The following is a 16,607-nucleotide window of genomic DNA, read 5'->3' as shown; positions in this document are numbered from 1 at the left end:
GGGCCCGGCCACGGTGAGCGGCCTCGGTGTCAGTGGCCGGTCGTATGCTGCGCCACATGACCGAGACCGCCGGGCCACCCGCCTGGACCGTGTGCGAGACCCCGATCGGGCCGCTGCTGCTCACCGCGACGGACCACGGGCTGGTGCGGCTCGCCTTCCACACCGGTGAGCGGGAGGCGCCACCGGTGCTGGCCCGGCTCGCCGCGCGCCTGGACGCCGAGCCCGTGGCGGATCCCGCGCACCCGGTACTGGTCACCACCCGCGAGCAGCTCGACGCCTACTTCCGCGGTGAGCTGCCCGCCTTCTCCATACCCCTGGACTGGTCGCTCTGCTCCGGGTTCCACGTCGAGGTGCTGCGCACGCTGGCCGGGTCGGTGCCGTTCGGGAGCGTGATCGGTTACCAGGGACTCGCCGGCCGGGTCGGGGAGACGGGCGCCGCCCGCGCCGTGGGGGCGGCGATGGGCGCCAACCCGCTGCCCGTCGTGGTGCCCTGCCACCGCGTGGTCGCCGCTGACGGCGGTATCGGCGGGTTCAACGGCGGGCTGGAGACGAAGCGCGCGCTGCTCGCGCTGGAGGGCGTGCTGCCCGCCCCCCTCTTCTGACGCCCCGCGGCCCGCTCCCCGTCCCCACGCCGCACGGACGTCCCGCCCGCCGGCCCCCGGACCAGCGCGGGGGTCGAACTTCCGTCCGGTATTCCGTACCGGTCCGCACAACGCGCTGGCAGACTACGGACGTGACTCACCCTTCCGGTTCCTCCGCCTCCGACGGCATACCGGGCAAGTCGTCCGCCGCCGGTACGACGCTCCCGACGGACTCGCCCCCGGATCTGCCCGCCGTCCGCCGCCGCACCACGGTGGTCCTGGTGGTCAGCCAGATCCTCGGGGGCCTGGGGGTCGCCACGGCCATCGCGCTGGCCGCGGTGCTGGCCGAGGACATCAGCGGTTCGGCGGCCCTGTCCGGGCTCGCCATGACCTCGTCGGTGATCGGGACCGCGCTGCTCTCGCTGCCGCTCGCCGCCCTGATGTCCGCCCGCGGCCGCCGTCCCGGACTCACGCTGGCGTACCTGGTGGGGGCGCTGGGGGGTGCGGTGGTGGTGACCGCCGCCGTGCTGGAGAGCTTCCCGCTGCTGCTGGTGGGCATGCTGGCGTTCGGAGCCGGCTCCTCCGCCAACCTCCAGGCCCGGTTCGCCGCCGCCGACCTGGCCGAGCCGGCACAGCGCGGCCGGGCCATCTCACTCGTCGTGTGGGCCACGACCGTGGGCGCGGTCGTCGGGCCGAACATCGCCGCACCGGCCGGCCGCAGCGCGGCCAGCTCGGCCTCCGAGGGGTGGTCCCCCACGGTGCGCCGGGGAGCGCGGGCGCAGTGGCACGGCGCGTAGCAGTACCCAGCTGGTGTGCGGGCGGTCTGTCGCTTATGCGGCGGGTCGCCCGTACCCTTGCAGTATCAGGTCCCGGGCAGCAGCCCGGGCAGCTCGGCATCAAATAGCGGTTGCCGATTATCTGGAGGCACATCTCATGCTGATCGCTCAGCGCCCCTCACTGACCGAAGAGGTCGTCGACGAGTTCCGTTCCCGGTTCGTGATCGAGCCGCTGGAGCCGGGCTTCGGCTACACCCTCGGTAACTCCCTGCGTCGCACGCTCCTGTCCTCGATCCCCGGTGCGGCTGTCACCAGCATCCGGGTCGACGGAGTCCTGCACGAGTTCACCACCGTGCCGGGCGTCAAGGACGACGTCACCGACCTGATCCTCAACATCAAGCAGCTCGTCGTCTCCTCGGAGCACGACGAGCCCGTCGTGATGTACCTGCGCAAGCAGGGCCCCGGCCTGGTCACCGCCGCGGACATCGCGCCGCCGGCCGGCGTCGAGGTGCACAACCCCGACCTGGTCCTGGCCACGCTCAACGCCAAGGGCAAGCTGGAGATGGAGCTGACCGTCGAGCGCGGTCGCGGCTACGTCTCCGCGGTGCAGAACAAGCAGGTCGGCCAGGAGATCGGCCGCATCCCGGTCGACTCGATCTACAGCCCCGTGCTGAAGGTCACCTACAAGGTCGAGGCGACCCGAGTCGAGCAGCGCACCGACTTCGACAAGCTCATCGTCGACGTCGAGACCAAGGAGTCGATGCGTCCCCGCGACGCCATGGCCTCCGCCGGTAAGACGCTGGTCGAGCTGTTCGGCCTGGCCCGCGAGCTGAACGTGGACGCCGAGGGCATCGACATGGGCCCCTCGCCCACCGACGCCGCGCTCGCTGCCGACCTGGCCCTGCCGATCGAGGAGCTGGAGCTCACCGTCCGCTCCTACAACTGCCTCAAGCGTGAGGGCATCCACTCCGTGGGTGAGCTCGTGGCGCGCTCCGAGGCGGACCTGCTCGACATCCGCAACTTCGGTGCGAAGTCGATCGACGAGGTCAAGGCGAAGCTGGCCGGCATGGGCCTGGCCCTGAAGGACAGCCCGCCCGGATTCGACCCGACGGCCGCCGCCGACGCCTTCGGCGCGGACGACGACGCCGACCAGGGCTTCGTCGAGACCGAGCAGTACTGACCCACCCGGCCCGCCAGGGCCACCGGTCCACTCGGACCACCCTGATCCACTCCGGGACGGGCGCCATCGGCTCCCGTCCCGGGGCCTCGTGCCGTCCCGCGGGCTCTGACGCCCGGCCGGGACGGACCTCCCGGCCGGGCGTCCGCCCGGTCGGCCTGACACCGGTACCTGACACGGCCGGTGCAGAGAACAAGGAGAAAGACATGCCGAAGCCCACAAAGGGTGCCCGTCTGGGCGGCAGCGCCTCGCACCAGAAGGCCATGCTTGGCAACCTCGCCACCAGCCTTTTCGAGCACGGCCGCATCACCACCACCGAGGCCAAGGCCCGCCGCCTGCGCCCGGTCGCGGAGCGTCTGATCACCAAGGCGAAGAAGGGCGACCTTCACAACCGCCGCCAGGTCATGCAGACGATCCTGAACAAGAGCGTCGTGCACACGCTCTTCACGGAGATCGGCCCGCGGTACGAGAACCGTCCCGGTGGCTACACCCGCATCACCAAGATCGGCAACCGCCGTGGCGACAACGCGCCGATGGCGGTCATCGAGCTGGTCGAGGCCCTGACCGTGCAGCAGACCGCGGTCGGTGAGGCCGAGGGCGCCACCAAGCGTTCCGCCAAGGACAAGGCCGGCGAGAAGGCCGCCGCGGACCTGAAGAAGGACGCGGCCAAGGACGACGAGCCGAAGGACGCGGCCCAGGCCGACGCCGAGGCTGCGGACTCCGAGAAGGCCGACGAGTCCGACAAGGCCGACGAGTCCGACAAGGCCGACGAGGCCGGCACGGCCGAGGAGAAGAAGGACGCCTGAGCGTCCCCGCTTTTCTCGCAGTGCACGGACGGGCCCGTCCCCTCAGGGGGCGGGCCCGTCCGCCGTTCCCCCGGCGGGGGCGACCGCCAAGGCCCCGCCGGGGCCTCCAGCCCGGACCATTCCGAGAGGACCACCTTCGTGAGCGACGTCCCGGAGCCCGGCCACGTCCGGGTGCGGCTCGACCTGTCCTACGACGGCAGGGACTTCTCCGGCTGGGCCGTGCAGCACGGCCGCCGTACCGTGCAGGGTGAGTTGGCCGAGGCGCTGCGGGTGGTGCTGCGCCGCACCGAGCCCGTGGAGCTGACCGTCGCCGGCCGCACCGACGCGGGCGTGCACGCCCGCGGGCAGGTCGCCCACTGCGACCTGCCCGCCGAACTGTGGGCCGAGCACCGGGAGCGCCTGCTGCGCCGTCTCGCCGGGCGGCTGCCCTGGGACGTGCGGGTGCACCGCGTCAGCGAGGCCCCGGCTGGTTTCAACGCCCGCTTCTCGGCGATCTGGCGCCGCTACGCCTACCGGGTCGGCGACCACCCCGGCGGCGTCGACCCACTCCAGCGCGGCCATGTGCTGTGGCACAACTGGCCGCTGGACGAGCACGCGATGAACGCCGCCGCCGAGCGGCTGCTCGGGGAGCACGACTTCGCGGCGTACTGCAAGAAGCGCGAGGGTGCGACGACCATCCGCACACTCCAGGAGCTGCGGTGGGTCCGCCGCCCGGACGGCGTGCTGGAGGCCACCGTCAAGGCGGACGCCTTCTGCCACAACATGGTCCGCTCACTGGTGGGCGCCATGCTCTTCGTCGGTGACGGCCACCGTCCGCCGAGCTGGCCGGGTGAGGTCCTCGCCGCCGGGGTCCGCGACTCCGCGGTCCATGTGGTGCGCCCGCACGGCCTCACGCTGGAGGAGGTCGGCTACCCGGCCGACGACCGGTTGGCGGCACGCAATCGCGAAGCGCGAAACCGGCGCGCGCTGCCGGGCGCGACGGTCCCGGCTGCCGACCCGGGGTGCTGCTGAGGCGTTTCGGGACGGTGGCCGCCGGGCGGCGGACAGCCGCCTCACGTGGGGGACGGCGGCTGCGGGCGGCGGCATGGGCGGTGTCGTTGCCGGCATGGGCCGCACTGCGCTTTGTCAACGGCGGCAAGGAGTACTTCGCCACCGTCATCAGGCCGATGGACACGACGTACCAGCCGTTCAAGACGGCGTACTCGGTGCCGGAGACCGAGGGTGAACTGCCCGGTATCTACTCCTCCACCAACTCCTGGAACCGGGACGGCACCCAGCAGGGTATGGGCATGCCGGGCGCAGGCGGACTGGAAGTTCACGAAGAAGAGCGAGAGATCAATCTTGATTAGTTACTTCGACCCGGTGGAGTGGTCACGATGACCTGGCCCGATGCGGTATTGAGTGAAATTCAGAGCAGGGAAGATCTGGCTAATTACCTGACAGGGCTGGCGGCGGATATACGAGAAGGGAAGGTAGTGGTGGAAAACGCTAGCGCGCAGTCTCTCGTCGATTCTGCTGGGCGTTGGGCAGGAGCAATGGATGGTTTTTTCGCCAATGTGGTCAAGGAGCCCGTGCCAGAGAATCCGGACTGGGCCATGGTTGCTGCGATTTTTCGCGCTGCGTTGGTCTATGAGTAGATTCTATTCGCCTGGTGATAGTCAATCCGCGGACGTACACTGTTCTCTTGCCGCGCAGAGTGTGAATCCTCGGGAGGCCCAGTTGGAGTATTCCAGCGGGGCCTCTGCGACGTTGCGGACAACGTCAACGGAGACTCCTGGGCCGGGCAAGCTTCACAGGCAGACCCGATCAGACGGCGGGCTGGCTGCTGCGACAGTTCGCCCGTGGCGCTTCACGGGCAGCTGGCGCGGCGTTCGATTCGGTCCAGACATGTTGAGACTCTTCGGTGCTTAGTTGGTCAGGGCGGTTGAACTGGAATGGAACTTGAACTGAAGCGGCATTCCTGGGGTTTGCTTCAAGGTGTCTCCGGTGGCGCTCAGGCGCTGGAGGGTGCCCTGCGTGAGCTTGCCCATGCAGATAATCGAGAAGCCGCGCTGGGTGCAGCACGCCGAGTGGATCGCGTCGTATTCGCACACGGCCTTCTGTGTCAAACCTCGACCGCCCTGGCCTCGAGTCTTGTCCACTCCCTGTGGAGGTGCCCGAGATATTCCGAGGATCTGATTCTTGGGCTCCTCTCAGACGTCTCGGCGGCTGTGGTGCGTCAGGAGGATCCGAGCGTCTACGGTTCGGCGTCCGAAGTGGAATGCATGAAAGAGGTGGTGCTGGGGTATCCCGCCTACGTCGAATTTCTTGAAACGAGTGCGATAATTGAATCTCGTACGGCGTGTATTGATCTCATTTTCGCGTGTGGCCTTTTTGACAGCAGGCTCAGGCCCCGTTCTGTGTACTTTCTAGAAAAGGCTCAAGGGCTAGTCGGACTAGAGGGGCACGGAGAGGTGATTACGGCCTCGGTTGCAGAACTGCGAGACGCTGGCTGACTCTCTCAGCCTTGTCAGGTTCTTGGTGATCGTCCGCGCGAAGTCGCGCGGACCGGGATGGGTCGGTCGACAGCCGTCCGAGTCCCGCTAGTTCAAAGGAGGAGGCGCTAACGATGAGATTGACCGCCGAAGAGGTCGGGTGCTTCGAGGATTATGAAGAAGAAGAGGTCCTTGAGATAGGCGTTGCCGGAGTGGACGAGTCCGGCGTCGCGAGATCGCTCTCAATTCAGCGGTCCACGTACGAACCAGATGAGCAGGAAATCCAGTCCGGAATGGATTCCTATAGCGTCTCCACGGAGCGAGGTTTCACCGTGTACGGCTGTCTGCGAAGCGTGCGGCTCTCCGATACGTTTCTCACGTTGTATTTCGCTGCGGAGGATGCAGAGGCCCTTGAGATCTCAACGCCCGTTGCTGTGGAACTGAGCAAGACGCGGGTGGATGAGGGACATTTGTCTCGGAAGCTTCGTGAGATTCTGGACTGGGGCCCTCCCGAGAAGCGGCCGGATATGATTGGGTTGGACGTCTGGGAGCCGCCCACCGGTGCGTAGGTTGTGCAACGTCAGCGGACAATAGCTGTGGCAGGTGGGTGGTCGGGGTCTTTGCCGGTAGATCCGAATGTGTTGCCAAGTGTATCGATGGACTGGCCCGACGCTGTCGATGGCATGCAGCTGTAAAATTGGGAATCGAATGATGAGTCGGTCTCTGCCCCTGGGGTAATCGAAACCAAGGAACGGGTTATAGCGTTAGCAAGAATGAAGCCCAGCAGGTGCGTACTCGCGGGGCTTTTCGGTTGGGCGACGAAAGAAGAAATCACGGCGGAGTCCATGCTCCCGGCCATCTGCTCCAGGGCCTGCTGGCGAACCGGGCGTTGCCGTCGAGTCTGCTCCGCAGAGTGATTAAGCGGGGCGGACGTGGAGAGTGGACCGCAGCGCTGCGCCGTGACGCCCTGGACGTTCTGTCGCAGTGTCTGCTCCGCGACCGGCTTGGGGCGGAGACGGTGGACCCCGCCTCTGCCCCAAGCCGGATGCTTCCTGAGTGGCGGGCCGCGAAGCTGGCTCGAAGTCCCCAGAGCCAAGTGAGAGCTGCTGTGGCGCAGCGACCCGCGAGTGACCCCGATGTGTTGCGGATGCTCTGTGCAGACGCGGATGCGGAGGTGCGCCGGGCGGCTGCGGCCAACATCACGCTGCCGCCCAACGCGCTTGACACAGCGCTGGTGACCGACGACATAGCCGTGCTCCTCGGAATGAGCGTCAATGCGGCGCTTCCCGAACGTGCGGCAGAGCGCTTGGCAGCGAGCTCTTCGGTGGAAGTCCGCGCACGCCTTGCCCGGAACCCGGCTTTGCCCGCGGCGCTGTCCAGGCGTTTGGGCGGGGACGAATCCCGTGAAGTCAGGCTCGGGCTTCTTGCCAACGTCTCCGTCCCGACTGACGTCATCAACAGGGTTTTTGCGGAGGGTCTTCCAGCAGCGGACCTTGCGGCCACCGTTGTTCACGCCCGTCTACTCGGCCGGCTTGCCTCTGCCCTGTGGGACGATCCGGCCGTGCTCCTGGCCATAGCGAGAAATCCAGCGTGTGGTACGGAAACCCTGGAGCTCATGGCATCCCACGACGACTCGGAAGTTCGTCGGGCGGTGCTGAGCACCTTGCGAGTGGGGGCGGCGACTCTGCGGGCCTATGCGCCGTCCTCCGACCCGTGGGTGCGGTCGCAGGTGGCACGATCTCCGCAGTGCCCGCCCGATCTCCTGAAAGGGTTCGCGGCTGACCCTGCCGAGCGGGTTCGGGCTGCCCTGGCTCGAAGCGAGCGCTGCCCGGCCTCTCTGCTCGCGTCCCTGTGCCGAGATGACAGCAGGAGTGTTCGCTACCGCTGCGCGCGCAATCCCGGCACCACAGTGCAGCACGTAGTCGCTCTTCGATACGACTCCGATCCGTTGGTTGCCGCCGCCGCAGCCACCAACCCCGCCCTGCCTGTGCGAGAGATGCACTTGATCGTCAACGCGTGGGCAACCGAACGTGGCTGAGGTCGCGGCAGGTGTGAACGCGGCTGCGGAGCCGGAGACGGCGAGTTGTCCGATCGGCAACAGCTTCGTTAACGCTGTTAGATGTGATCAAGGGTTATCGCGGGGCTCCGGCCGCCCGTGTAAGGCTTGTCGTCGAGTGAGGGACAGCTTGGGGGTGAATTACTGGTGTGTGGTGCCACTGCGGATTTCGCGTCCCAATTGAACCCGGTAACGGTTTCTGCCTTGCGGCTGGCCGGCTGGTACCCTGGTCGATGCCTCGATGTTTCCTCCGATATGCGGGCTTTGAAAGCCATGGGTATGCCCCTAGTTCAATGGCAACCGAATTTCTCGCGGCGCTCCGGGGGATGAAAATTGGTCCGGTTCGTGAACACGGCCCGAACTTCATCAACGGTGAGCCGTTCATTGTCGATGCGGTGGGGGTCGGAGGCAGGCATCTGGGGGAAGCGGCGGAGATCGGCTCAGTCGTGGGCGGCTCGTGGTTTCCCGTTGGCTGGTGGCTCAGTTATTCGCATGTATTCATGCGACAGGATGGGGCTCTGGCTGCTTATGCGAACGGCCTTGTCTGGAGTATTGGCAGCACTCCTTGTGAAGGCTTGGATCTGATGGTCAGCGCGGACCGTCCTCTCGTCTGTGTTCATGCGCCGGAAGGGATGAAGCCATGGCCCAGTTAGGAGTGGCGACAAGGACGTTCCGGGCAGTACGGTAGCCCCAGCGCAACCCTGGGAGATTCCGAGGAGGTATCCGTGACTTCCCCGCTGAAGCGTCTACAGCAGTGGTACGCGTGCAACTGTGATGGAGACTGGGAGCATTCCTACGGTATCCAGATCGAGACGATTGATAATCCCGGGTGGATGCTCACTGTTGACTTGGAGAGAACTTCGCTGTGCGGGCGTACGTGTGACAGCGAAGATGAATCATCCGGCGGGCGATGGGTGTCGATGAGAAGTGACGGAAAGAAGTTAGTTGCGGCATGTGATCCAAGTTCCCTAGAGAGGGTGATTGAATCATTCATCGAGTTTTCTGGTCCCTGAGTCAAATTTTTGTGGCAGTTTGACGGGGAAGTTGAAGTGGGATTTCGATCGCCAAGCGACTGGATCGAAATCAGTTTCCTAGTCGCAACGTGAGAGTGCCCAGCAGATGTAACGCCGGGTACTTTCACCCTTTCTTGCCTCGCGAGATCTCCAGAAGCGACGCCAAAGCATCTCATAAAGATTCCCCTCGGCATTGACGGTGAGAAGGGTTACCGAACCGCAGAGATGGCAGCCACCGACGGGCACCCCTTCTGGATCCCCGAACTCAGTGAATGGCTCGACGTGACGGACCGGGCGATCGGCTAGCTCTGGCCAGGCACGGGAACGTGCGTCCATCTCGAAGCGGTCCAGCGCAGGCCAAGCAGGCGCTGTCCACAACCTGATTGTCGCTAGCACACGTACTACGCGGTGTCAGGCGAGGTTCGGAGACAAACCTGGAGGTCAACAGTGGACTCGCATGGATAGGGGGCCGCCGAGTACCGAATACCGATTACCAGAGGCGCGGGGCGCGGCCCTTTCGATGGGGGGGACGGCCAAGGCTATCGATGGGTGGACAGTGAACCACTACAGGGTGAGCTCGAAGAAGGCTGACATCAAGATCAGGATGGGGGATGACTGATGGAAGGCGAGGGGTCGCTCATGGCGGATCGTGACGAGTATCTTGCCATTCGCTCCCGCAGTGCGGCGACCTTTGATCTCGACGCCAGATTCCCCGACCAGGTTTTCAGGGAGCGTGCCGGGGTCTCGTTGTTCTGCGAGTTCGACGTGATCCTCGCTCCGGAAATCTGGCCGGCGCTCTGTGCGATGGCCGGGTGGCACGGAGATGACCGTATCGAACTGCTGGTTCTCGAGCCGAAATGTGAAGACTTCTATGTCCCCGAGGGGCTGGGGTGCCCGGCCGTATCGCTACCCGTCGAGGCCAGTGAGGACGACTACTGGGCTGCGATCGGGTTCGAGTCAGGCGGTGACGCGCTGGGATCGATCTCCATCTCGGCGAATGTCGTCGCACTGACTGGAAAATCTGCAAAGTGGGGGTGTTGGGGCGAGAGAGATACAGAGGTGGCTGTATTTGAGGGTTTCCCCGATACGGCAGCGCGCAGTGAATGGTGCGCTCGGTTTGGGCCCTTCCTGGACGTGTCAGGTACCTTGGAGTCCTATCTTCCAATGGCTTTCGGTGGGCGGCCTGTTCCAGCAGCTTTTGCTGCAGATTTGACCGCCAACTACGGATCTCCGAGCGAAAGGATGCAGTAGGGGTCGTTCGTATTTGTAGTGGCTGGCCACCTCTGTGGGCCAGTTGGGGCTATAGGTCGAACGTCCATATCCGAACTGCGGGACTGAATAGGCATAGGAGAGGGGTCGTAGCATGGTGGACCCGGATGGAGAGATCTTGGCCGGTCGTGAGGACTGTCGTAGCGATGCTTCCGTGGGGCGCATCCTCCACGCGTCATTTCCCGAGGTGGATTCGCTTGATCCTGTTTCCTATATCAGTGAAATAGGTGACGCGGTGCTGGCGCTCTTGTACTCTCGTCTCTACTGGCCGAAGCTGGTCGAGTTTCATGGCGCTGTCTTTGTGGCTCTTTGGGGTGAAGACGGGGAATACATCTCGTCGCGCCTTCAGGGTCCGGCCGTCAGTCAGGACTGGTCGTCGATGTCCTGGGAGAGGGCTGTCGACAGCTTCAACTCGTTCGAAATTCATCAGATCTTTCGCCAGATTAGAGGGCCCGACCAGTTCAGCGAGGCCGCTCATGCGGAGCTCGGGTCGGTGCTGACTCAGACGTGGCAGGCGCGGCTCGGAGCTGCCTACCCTGAGCGCAGGTTCAGGGTGCAGTTCGTTGGCGCTGACGAGGTGGTGGGCTCCCGGATCGAGGTCCGGCAGGAGTACCCGATGCTGAGGACTCCCGACGAGTGGAGCGCTGAGAGCAGAACTATCGAGGTTCCATCTCAGTCGACTGAACCAGCGTAATCACAGACGTAGACGGCTTTTTCGATTTGAGTACGAAATTCTCGTGTTAGAGCTGATCGAATTTGACGACCTTGCCCAAGTGCAAGCGCTTCTGCGCGTTGGTATGGAGCTGGAGTTCGAACTGTCCAGTGACTCGGACGGCATGAACGGTAGTCCCGTCCATGCCTCTGCCTTGAATCGTCTGCGTGAAGGGCTGATCTCGGGGATGCGGTCGAGCGACACGCCGGGAAGTGTGCCTGCCCTGGTCGACTGGTATCAGCTTTCGGAGTACCGGCATCGTTGGGGCGTGATCGCACGTAGGGCTGTTCCTGCATCCGGAGCGGGGTGAGTCGGATGCCGCCGACCTGCCTGAATGGATCGAAACGCTGGCGGCTCCGCTGACGGTGGACGACGAGATGGTGCAGGTCATCCAGGTGCTGGCGGATGAGATGCGTCGTCGCCGCTGAGTTGAGCAGTTCCCACCGTGCGTTGTTGAGGTGACGTCCCGCCGGGGCCCGCTGGTGTTGGGCAGCAGGCCCCGACGCTGGTCCCGGGCGCAGTCGGGGACGGAGGTGGGAGCCGCGACGCCTACTTCGCTCCGTCCGGGTGGAGGCGGGCGTCGATGAGTTGTTTGGCGAGGTAGGCGGCGCCGAAGGTGGCGAGGGAGGCGCGGAACCAGCCGACGTCGGGGGACCACCAGGCGTAGGCGGCGAGGCCGGTGAACGCGACGAGGCCGACGATGCGCAGCAGCCACCAGGTGGCGGTGCGGGGGTGGCCGGTGCCGGGGGCGCGGTGGTCGGTACGTCGTCGCCGGAGGAGAAGACCTGCTTGAAGCCGTCGCGCAGGCTGCGGCGTTCGACGAGTCGGGTGCCTGGGGCGGTGGCGAGGACTTCGGGACGGTCGTCCAGGCCGTCGGGCAGCGCGGGCAGGGACAGAGCGGTGAGCAGGGCGTCCAGTTGTTGGCGGGGGTCGCCCTGGGCGCGGAGCCGTTGGGTGAGTGCGCGCGGGTCGGGCAGGTGGAAGGCGACCGCGAGGGCCTCGGCGGTGGCGGTGGCCTCGGTGTGGTCGGTGACGCCGGCGCGCGGGTCCCACCAGTGGGACGCGGTCTCCTTGCCCTTGTGCACGAGGGTGAAGCCGTGACGCTCGCCGCTGCGGTGCAGCACGAGGGCCGGCCAGGTCTCGCCGGTGGTGAAGATGCCGGCGGCGTCCGTGACGGTTCGGGCGCCGAACTCGGAGCGCTTGGTGGGCGCCGGATCGGCGGCGCGTTCGACGTAGCTGTGGGCGGACCCGGCCGGGGCGACGTGCAGACGGACGCCGGACATCGACGCGCTGTCGGCGACGGCGTCGGGGCGGGCGGTGGCGATGCCCAGCGACCACGTCCGCTGCGTCCCGGGCCCTGCGGCAGCAGTGGGGGCGGCGGTGGGCTCGTGGGGGTGGTCGTCGGGCACCGGATCTGCGCCTGCCGGTGTTCCGCCCGGTGCTGCCGTCCGCGCCGGGGGTGAGCCGAAGAAGGGGATCTGGGCCGCTATCTGGAGACAGGCCTCCTCGCGCTGTTCGGCGAAGGTCTCGCGGGGGTCGCCGCCCAGGAACACCCAGGGGAACTTGGTGACGTGCGTCCCGGCGGCCCGGAACTGCTCGAGGGCCTCGTGCGGTCGCCCCCACAGGTTGAGCATCAGCGCGAGGTGGTTGTGGACGTCGGCGGTGCGCGGGTCTCCGGGGGTGCAGCGGGCGGCGAGTGCCTGGGCGCGCGTGATCGCGGCATCGACGCGGTTCTCCGTGATCGGGCCGTCGTCGGCTGCGGTGTTGTCGGAGACGACCACGTACTCGATGGCGGCGAACAGCGGCAGCAGACGCAGCTTGGAGTCCGGGGGCGCGTCGTCGGCGGCGTGCTCGGCGAAGGCGAACATCTCCTCGTGCGAGCCGTACCACTTGTCACACAGGTACTGGAGTGCCGTCTCGTGGCAGCCGAAGTCGTGCGGGTCCCGGTCGAGGGCTTCGGCCCAGTAGGTGTCGAAGACCTCACGCGGCGCCTGGACGCCCCGGGCATGGGTGAGGGCGAGCTGGATCGGCACCGGGTCGCCGGGGTTGAGACGCGCGGCCTCGCTCAGTGTCGGCACGGCGTCGTGGAGGACGGCGAAGAACGCCTTGAAGCGGTCCTCGTCAACGTGCTTCGCCCGCTGGCCGGTGCGGATCGCCCAGGCGTGGTTGATGAACCAGGCTGACTTGACCAGGAGGGCGTCCGGGTCTTCAGGGGAAACGTTCAGCCAGGTGTCGAGCCACCCCGTGTGGTGCTCGGCGTGCCGGGCGAGCCCCCACACGTGGGTGCTGCGGAGGGCCCAGTCCCGTTGCTGCCGGGTGGCGGCCAGCAGGCGGGCAGGGGGGAGGTGGTCACCGGCGGAGGCGGCGAGCCGGGCGGCGTGGAGGCCGGGGTCGTCGGGGTCCAACTCCAGGGCATCGGCGGGCGGCAGCCCGGCTCTGACGGACGGGGCGTGCTTGAGCATGCGGGACATGGCGAACGGGGAACGCAAGAGGGGGTCCTTCGACGGGGTGGCGGACAGTGCGGGTCAGGGCAGGCCAGGGCAGTGCGGGTCAAGGCATGGCGCGGGTCAGGTGGGCGGGTCCGGTGGCTGGGGGTGCCAAGGGCCGGGGCCGGCGGCGGCTGGCAGGACGGAGGCGAGGTCCTCGGTCCGGATGCGGCGGTCGGTGTGGAGCGGTCAGGTGACGGCGCACGTGAACGGCACCGTTGCGGCGGCGGGCGCCCTCCATCAGCACGGTCGACCAGCCAGGCGGCGCCGGCGTATCCGGCGCGTCCGGCTGTGGTCCCGGAGGCGGAAAGCTTGACATGTGTGGAACCCGTGCGTGTGTGGTCGGCCGGTTGTGCGGTGCCTACGGCTGGTCCGCCGGGGGCTGGTCGTCCGTTGGCGGCTGGGGGCGGGCCAGGGCGGCCAGTTGCAGGTCGAAGCGTTCGGTGCGGATGCGGCGGTCGGTGTAGAGCAGGGCCCCCGCCGCGTAGGGGTAGGGCGTGGTGACCAGCGACGCGGCCATCAGCGGCAGTCCGACGGCGATCATCGCGACCACCAGCAGGCCGAGGTCCGACTCGAAGTTCGTCAGGGCCGGGACGATGAGGACCATGGCGACCGTCATCACGACGAACTGCGCGATCTGGTCGGCGACCATGACGAGTATCCGGACCAGCGCGGCGACGCCGAACGCCTGCCACCAGGCCCGGTGCAGCAGCCGCCAGGAGCGCCGTACGGCCACCATGGGCGACTGGTCCTCCAGCACGCACGCCGGAGCGGCCAGGTGCAGGCGGACGTAGAGGTACGCCCCGGCGGTAAGACAGCCGAACAGTACGAGCACGGCCAGGAGTTGGGTGAGTGCGCTGCGGCTTCCCGGGTCACCGAGGAAGATCGGACCGGTGAGGACCTGGAACCCGAGCAGCACGGGCACGGAGACGGCTGTGCCGGTGATCAGACCGGTGCCGAGCAGGGGCCAGAAGCGGGCGCGGGTCTTCCGCCACACCTCGGCCGCGGTGACGGTACGTCCCAGGACGGCGTACGAGGTGACGACCACCGACGCGCCCTGGATCAGCGTGGCGGCCACCACGGCCACCACGACGAGCACCGCCACCACCAGGGCCAGGGCGCCGACCAGCATGCCGTGCTCGGAGGTGGTGATGCCGTGGGTGGCGTACTCCCAGCCCTCGACGAGGTCCCAGAGCAGGTCACCCGCCATCGAGTGGGCGATCACCGCGGCGATGCCGACGATCAGCGACGCGACCCCCGCGACGCCGTAGACCACGCCGTAGAGCGGGCCCCGGTACTGCTTCAGCGTCTGGAGGCTGCCGCTGAGGATGTCACCGGCGTACAGCGGATGGAGCGGGACGACCCCCGGCTTGATCCACGCGGTGGGATGTCCGCTGCTGCCGTCCATGCCTGGTTGCTCGGACATGGCCCCTGCCTCTGTGTCGTTTCGCGTCGCGACCGGACCGGGCGGAGCACCGGGCCGTCGGCGGTGTGCCCGGACCCGTCGGCCGAGCTGCGTCGCTGATGGTAGCGGGCGGTGTTCGAGCCGTGGCCGGCGGTACGGAGTGTCAACGGCATTGCCGGGCCCCGCGGTTCAGTCGGGGACGTTGGTCGCCGCCGCCGTCGCCTGCTGCTCGCCGCGTTGGCGGATCTGGCCGAAGGCGTGGCGGGCGACGTCCAGGCCGGCGGCGCGGGCCTTCGTCTCCTCGGCCGTCACGTCGGTGCCGTCCAGGTAGCCGGAGACGGTGAAGTAGCCGTAGCGGCCGACGGAGTTGGCGGTGGTGCGGCAGGCGGAGAACCGGCAGAACTCGGGTGTGCCGCCGCCGGGCAGCGGCGCGATGTTGGGCTGCGCGTTGTCCTTGGCCTTCTTCGCCGCGGCCGGGGAGTCGAAGACGGCGATGCCCACGGTGATCACGATGCCGTCCCGCGTGTACGTCGCGCGGTGGACCTCCCGGCAGTCGTTCGCGGTCAGGACCGGTCCGAGTGCGGCGGTGGCGACGCTGGCGCAGTTTTTGCTGGAGCCGCTCGCGGTCTTCGTGTAGGTGCGGTCCTCGACCTCCATCACCTTGCCGGGGAAGAGGGTCGCGGCGCTGATCGGCGCGGTGTCCTTCTCCGGGTCGGAGATGAACTCCTGCGGGTTCGGGGGCGGCGGTGCCTCGCTGAACGTCGGCTGCGGCTGGGCGGGACTGGACGGCAGCTGCTCCGGCGTGGGCAGGGCGGAGGACGGCCGGTCGGAGGGGGCGCCGCCTCCGCTGACGACCAGCGTCGCGACCACGGCGGCCACCGCGACCGTCGCCAACGCGCCACCGCCGATCAGCAGCAGGCGTCGCTTCCGGGCCCTGGCGGCCTCGGCCTGCTCGGCGAGCGCGTTCCAGTCCGGTGTCTGCGGCTCCGCGGAGGGGCCCCCGGGTCCCCAGGGCGGCCCCCCTTGCCCAAAGCTCATGGCCCGCATCCTAGCGGCGGGCCCACCGGTGACCGCAGGGGAGTGGCGCCGCCGGCACCACCGGCGGCCGTAACGACACCGGTTCGTTGTCCAGGCAGAGTTGGCCGCGCGTCGGGCGGGTGCGGCGCTCGCCGCGGACCTGCGGCAGCGGTCACTCGAAGCGGATCAGCCGGTGCGTCAGACGGTGGGCCCGACCGCTCTCGCCGGCATGGGTGACCGTCACCTCGCTGAAGCAGCCCCGGCGGGCGTCGAGCAGCAGGGTCAGCGAGCGACCGTCCGGCTGCGCGAAACCGCTGTAGGGGGAGGGCTCGTTGCCCATCGGGGTGGCCCGCATCTGCACCTCCGCGCCCGCTTGCGCGGGGTCGACGGCTGACACCACGACGCGGGCGAGCAGGTCCACCGGCCGCAGCATCTCCACCAGCCACGCGTCCACGACTCCCGGCCAGGAGGAGAAGTACCACGGGTCGTCGGTGGGCGCGGGCGCCGCGGGGAACGCCGACCGTACGGTCCTGCCGCCCGCGGTCTGGACGAGTTCGCGGCCGTCGCAGGACCGCCGCTCCTCCTCGCCGTCGCCGCGCACCTCGTACGTCCAGTGCCGCAGGTCGTCGGCGGCGAGCCGGTGTTCGGAGAGCTGCCGGTGCGGGCCGTCCGGTTCGGTCAGCGTGACGGTGGCGGTCGCCGCCGCGACCGAGGTGCGTGTCACCAGCGACAGCCACGAGGCCGCATCCACCTGCATTCCGGTCTCCCGTCGTCTCTCGTCCCTGGCCGCCACCCGGGGGGCCGACACCGTCTCGACGACCCGGGCCCCCGGGTG

17 protein-coding genes and 1 pseudogene are annotated in these 16,607 nt (G+C 67.7%); 13 read left to right on the top strand and 5 right to left on the bottom strand.

The window, feature by feature from the left end:
• Positions 1–56: 56 nt before the first annotated feature.
• The 7 genes and pseudogenes from ACYVE9_RS04645 (at position 57) to ACYVE9_RS04615 (ending at position 4,977) form a co-directional block, all read left to right on the top strand.
• A complete protein-coding gene (locus ACYVE9_RS04645) occupies positions 57–602 on the top strand; it encodes a methylated-DNA--[protein]-cysteine S-methyltransferase (RefSeq protein WP_461026409.1) in 546 nt (181 codons plus the stop codon).
• 167 nt (positions 603–769) lie between these two features.
• Positions 770–1,309, top strand: a pseudogene (locus tag ACYVE9_RS04640) (MFS transporter); the annotation flags it as partial.
• Between the two features lie 205 nt (positions 1,310–1,514).
• The gene (locus ACYVE9_RS04635) at positions 1,515–2,537 is read left to right on the top strand and encodes a DNA-directed RNA polymerase subunit alpha (protein WP_461026408.1); all 1,023 of its coding nucleotides are present in this window, start codon (positions 1,515–1,517) and stop codon (positions 2,535–2,537) included.
• A gap of 203 nt (positions 2,538–2,740) precedes the next feature.
• Positions 2,741–3,340 (top strand): 50S ribosomal protein L17, encoded by a 600-nt coding sequence (rplQ, locus tag ACYVE9_RS04630; protein WP_461026407.1) that lies wholly within the window; start codon positions 2,741–2,743, stop codon positions 3,338–3,340.
• A gap of 138 nt (positions 3,341–3,478) precedes the next feature.
• Positions 3,479–4,351, top strand: a complete 873-nt coding sequence (gene truA, locus ACYVE9_RS04625; protein WP_461026406.1) for a tRNA pseudouridine(38-40) synthase TruA — start codon at positions 3,479–3,481, stop codon at positions 4,349–4,351.
• 80 nt (positions 4,352–4,431) lie between these two features.
• Positions 4,432–4,689 (top strand): hypothetical protein, encoded by a 258-nt coding sequence (locus tag ACYVE9_RS04620; protein WP_461026405.1) that lies wholly within the window; start codon positions 4,432–4,434, stop codon positions 4,687–4,689.
• 27 nt (positions 4,690–4,716) lie between these two features.
• The gene (locus ACYVE9_RS04615) at positions 4,717–4,977 is read left to right on the top strand and encodes a DUF7660 family protein (protein ID WP_461026404.1); all 261 of its coding nucleotides are present in this window, start codon (positions 4,717–4,719) and stop codon (positions 4,975–4,977) included.
• Positions 4,978–5,247: 270 nt separating this feature from the next.
• Here ACYVE9_RS04615 and ACYVE9_RS04610 read toward each other — a convergent pair whose 3' ends face one another.
• Positions 5,248–5,433 (bottom strand): hypothetical protein, encoded by a 186-nt coding sequence (locus ACYVE9_RS04610; RefSeq protein WP_461026403.1) that lies wholly within the window; start codon positions 5,431–5,433, stop codon positions 5,248–5,250.
• 515 nt (positions 5,434–5,948) lie between these two features.
• On the opposite strand from ACYVE9_RS04610, the gene ACYVE9_RS04605 reads away from it, so the two are divergent.
• The 6 genes from ACYVE9_RS04605 (at position 5,949) to ACYVE9_RS04580 (ending at position 10,846) form a co-directional block, all read left to right on the top strand.
• Complete coding sequence (locus ACYVE9_RS04605; RefSeq protein ID WP_461026402.1) at positions 5,949–6,383, top strand: Imm10 family immunity protein; 435 nt, start codon at positions 5,949–5,951, stop codon at positions 6,381–6,383.
• 476 nt (positions 6,384–6,859) lie between these two features.
• Positions 6,860–7,852 carry a hypothetical protein gene (locus tag ACYVE9_RS04600; RefSeq protein ID WP_461026401.1) on the top strand — a complete coding sequence of 331 codons (993 nt, stop codon included), beginning with the start codon at positions 6,860–6,862 and terminating at the stop codon, positions 7,850–7,852.
• Positions 7,853–8,163: 311 nt separating this feature from the next.
• Positions 8,164–8,523, top strand: coding sequence for a hypothetical protein (locus ACYVE9_RS04595; RefSeq protein ID WP_461026400.1), 360 nt, complete (start codon positions 8,164–8,166; stop codon positions 8,521–8,523).
• Between the two features lie 72 nt (positions 8,524–8,595).
• The gene (locus tag ACYVE9_RS04590; RefSeq protein ID WP_461026399.1) at positions 8,596–8,883 is read left to right on the top strand and encodes an immunity 53 family protein; all 288 of its coding nucleotides are present in this window, start codon (positions 8,596–8,598) and stop codon (positions 8,881–8,883) included.
• Between the two features lie 639 nt (positions 8,884–9,522).
• The gene (locus ACYVE9_RS04585) at positions 9,523–10,134 is read left to right on the top strand and encodes a hypothetical protein (protein ID WP_461026398.1); all 612 of its coding nucleotides are present in this window, start codon (positions 9,523–9,525) and stop codon (positions 10,132–10,134) included.
• Between the two features lie 112 nt (positions 10,135–10,246).
• Positions 10,247–10,846 carry a hypothetical protein gene (locus ACYVE9_RS04580; protein WP_461026397.1) on the top strand — a complete coding sequence of 200 codons (600 nt, stop codon included), beginning with the start codon at positions 10,247–10,249 and terminating at the stop codon, positions 10,844–10,846.
• Here the strand turns inward: ACYVE9_RS04580 and ACYVE9_RS04575 are convergent.
• The 4 genes from ACYVE9_RS04575 to ACYVE9_RS04560 all read right to left on the bottom strand — a co-directional run.
• Positions 10,825–13,353 carry a hypothetical protein gene (locus ACYVE9_RS04575; RefSeq protein WP_461026396.1) on the bottom strand — a complete coding sequence of 843 codons (2,529 nt, stop codon included), beginning with the start codon at positions 13,351–13,353 and terminating at the stop codon, positions 10,825–10,827. The two genes, ACYVE9_RS04580 and ACYVE9_RS04575, sit on opposite strands and share 22 nt — an antisense overlap.
• 358 nt (positions 13,354–13,711) lie before the next feature.
• Positions 13,712–14,776, bottom strand: a complete 1,065-nt coding sequence (locus ACYVE9_RS04570; RefSeq protein WP_461026395.1) for a hypothetical protein — start codon at positions 14,774–14,776, stop codon at positions 13,712–13,714.
• Positions 14,777–14,944: 168 nt separating this feature from the next.
• Positions 14,945–15,793, bottom strand: coding sequence for a hypothetical protein (locus tag ACYVE9_RS04565; protein ID WP_461026394.1), 849 nt, complete (start codon positions 15,791–15,793; stop codon positions 14,945–14,947).
• Positions 15,794–15,944: 151 nt separating this feature from the next.
• Positions 15,945–16,607 (bottom strand): hypothetical protein (locus tag ACYVE9_RS04560; protein ID WP_461026393.1); only part of this gene is annotated, 663 nt, incomplete at its 5' end.

The organism is Streptomyces sparsus, from assembly GCF_054776295.1.
This window is presented reverse-complemented; position numbering and strand designations above follow the sequence as displayed.

What these genes read in the sequence shown, in the direction of transcription:
- ACYVE9_RS04645 (WP_461026409.1), top strand. Translation starts at nt 57, where the DNA reads ATGACCGAGACCGCCGGGCCACCCGCCTGGACCGTGTGCGAGACCCCG.
- ACYVE9_RS04635 (WP_461026408.1), top strand. Translation starts at nt 1,515, where the DNA reads ATGCTGATCGCTCAGCGCCCCTCACTGACCGAAGAGGTCGTCGACGAG.
- rplQ (WP_461026407.1), top strand. Translation starts at nt 2,741, where the DNA reads ATGCCGAAGCCCACAAAGGGTGCCCGTCTGGGCGGCAGCGCCTCGCAC.
- ACYVE9_RS04615 (WP_461026404.1), top strand. Translation starts at nt 4,717, where the DNA reads ATGACCTGGCCCGATGCGGTATTGAGTGAAATTCAGAGCAGGGAAGAT.
- ACYVE9_RS04605 (WP_461026402.1), top strand. Translation starts at nt 5,949, where the DNA reads ATGAGATTGACCGCCGAAGAGGTCGGGTGCTTCGAGGATTATGAAGAA.
- ACYVE9_RS04600 (WP_461026401.1), top strand. Translation starts at nt 6,860, where the DNA reads ATGCTTCCTGAGTGGCGGGCCGCGAAGCTGGCTCGAAGTCCCCAGAGC.
- ACYVE9_RS04595 (WP_461026400.1), top strand. Translation starts at nt 8,164, where the DNA reads ATGGCAACCGAATTTCTCGCGGCGCTCCGGGGGATGAAAATTGGTCCG.
- ACYVE9_RS04585 (WP_461026398.1), top strand. Translation starts at nt 9,523, where the DNA reads ATGGCGGATCGTGACGAGTATCTTGCCATTCGCTCCCGCAGTGCGGCG.
- ACYVE9_RS04580 (WP_461026397.1), top strand. Translation starts at nt 10,247, where the DNA reads ATGGTGGACCCGGATGGAGAGATCTTGGCCGGTCGTGAGGACTGTCGT.
- ACYVE9_RS04570 (WP_461026395.1), bottom strand. Translation starts at nt 14,776, where the DNA reads ATGTCCGAGCAACCAGGCATGGACGGCAGCAGCGGACATCCCACCGCG.
- ACYVE9_RS04565 (WP_461026394.1), bottom strand. Translation starts at nt 15,793, where the DNA reads ATGAGCTTTGGGCAAGGGGGGCCGCCCTGGGGACCCGGGGGCCCCTCC.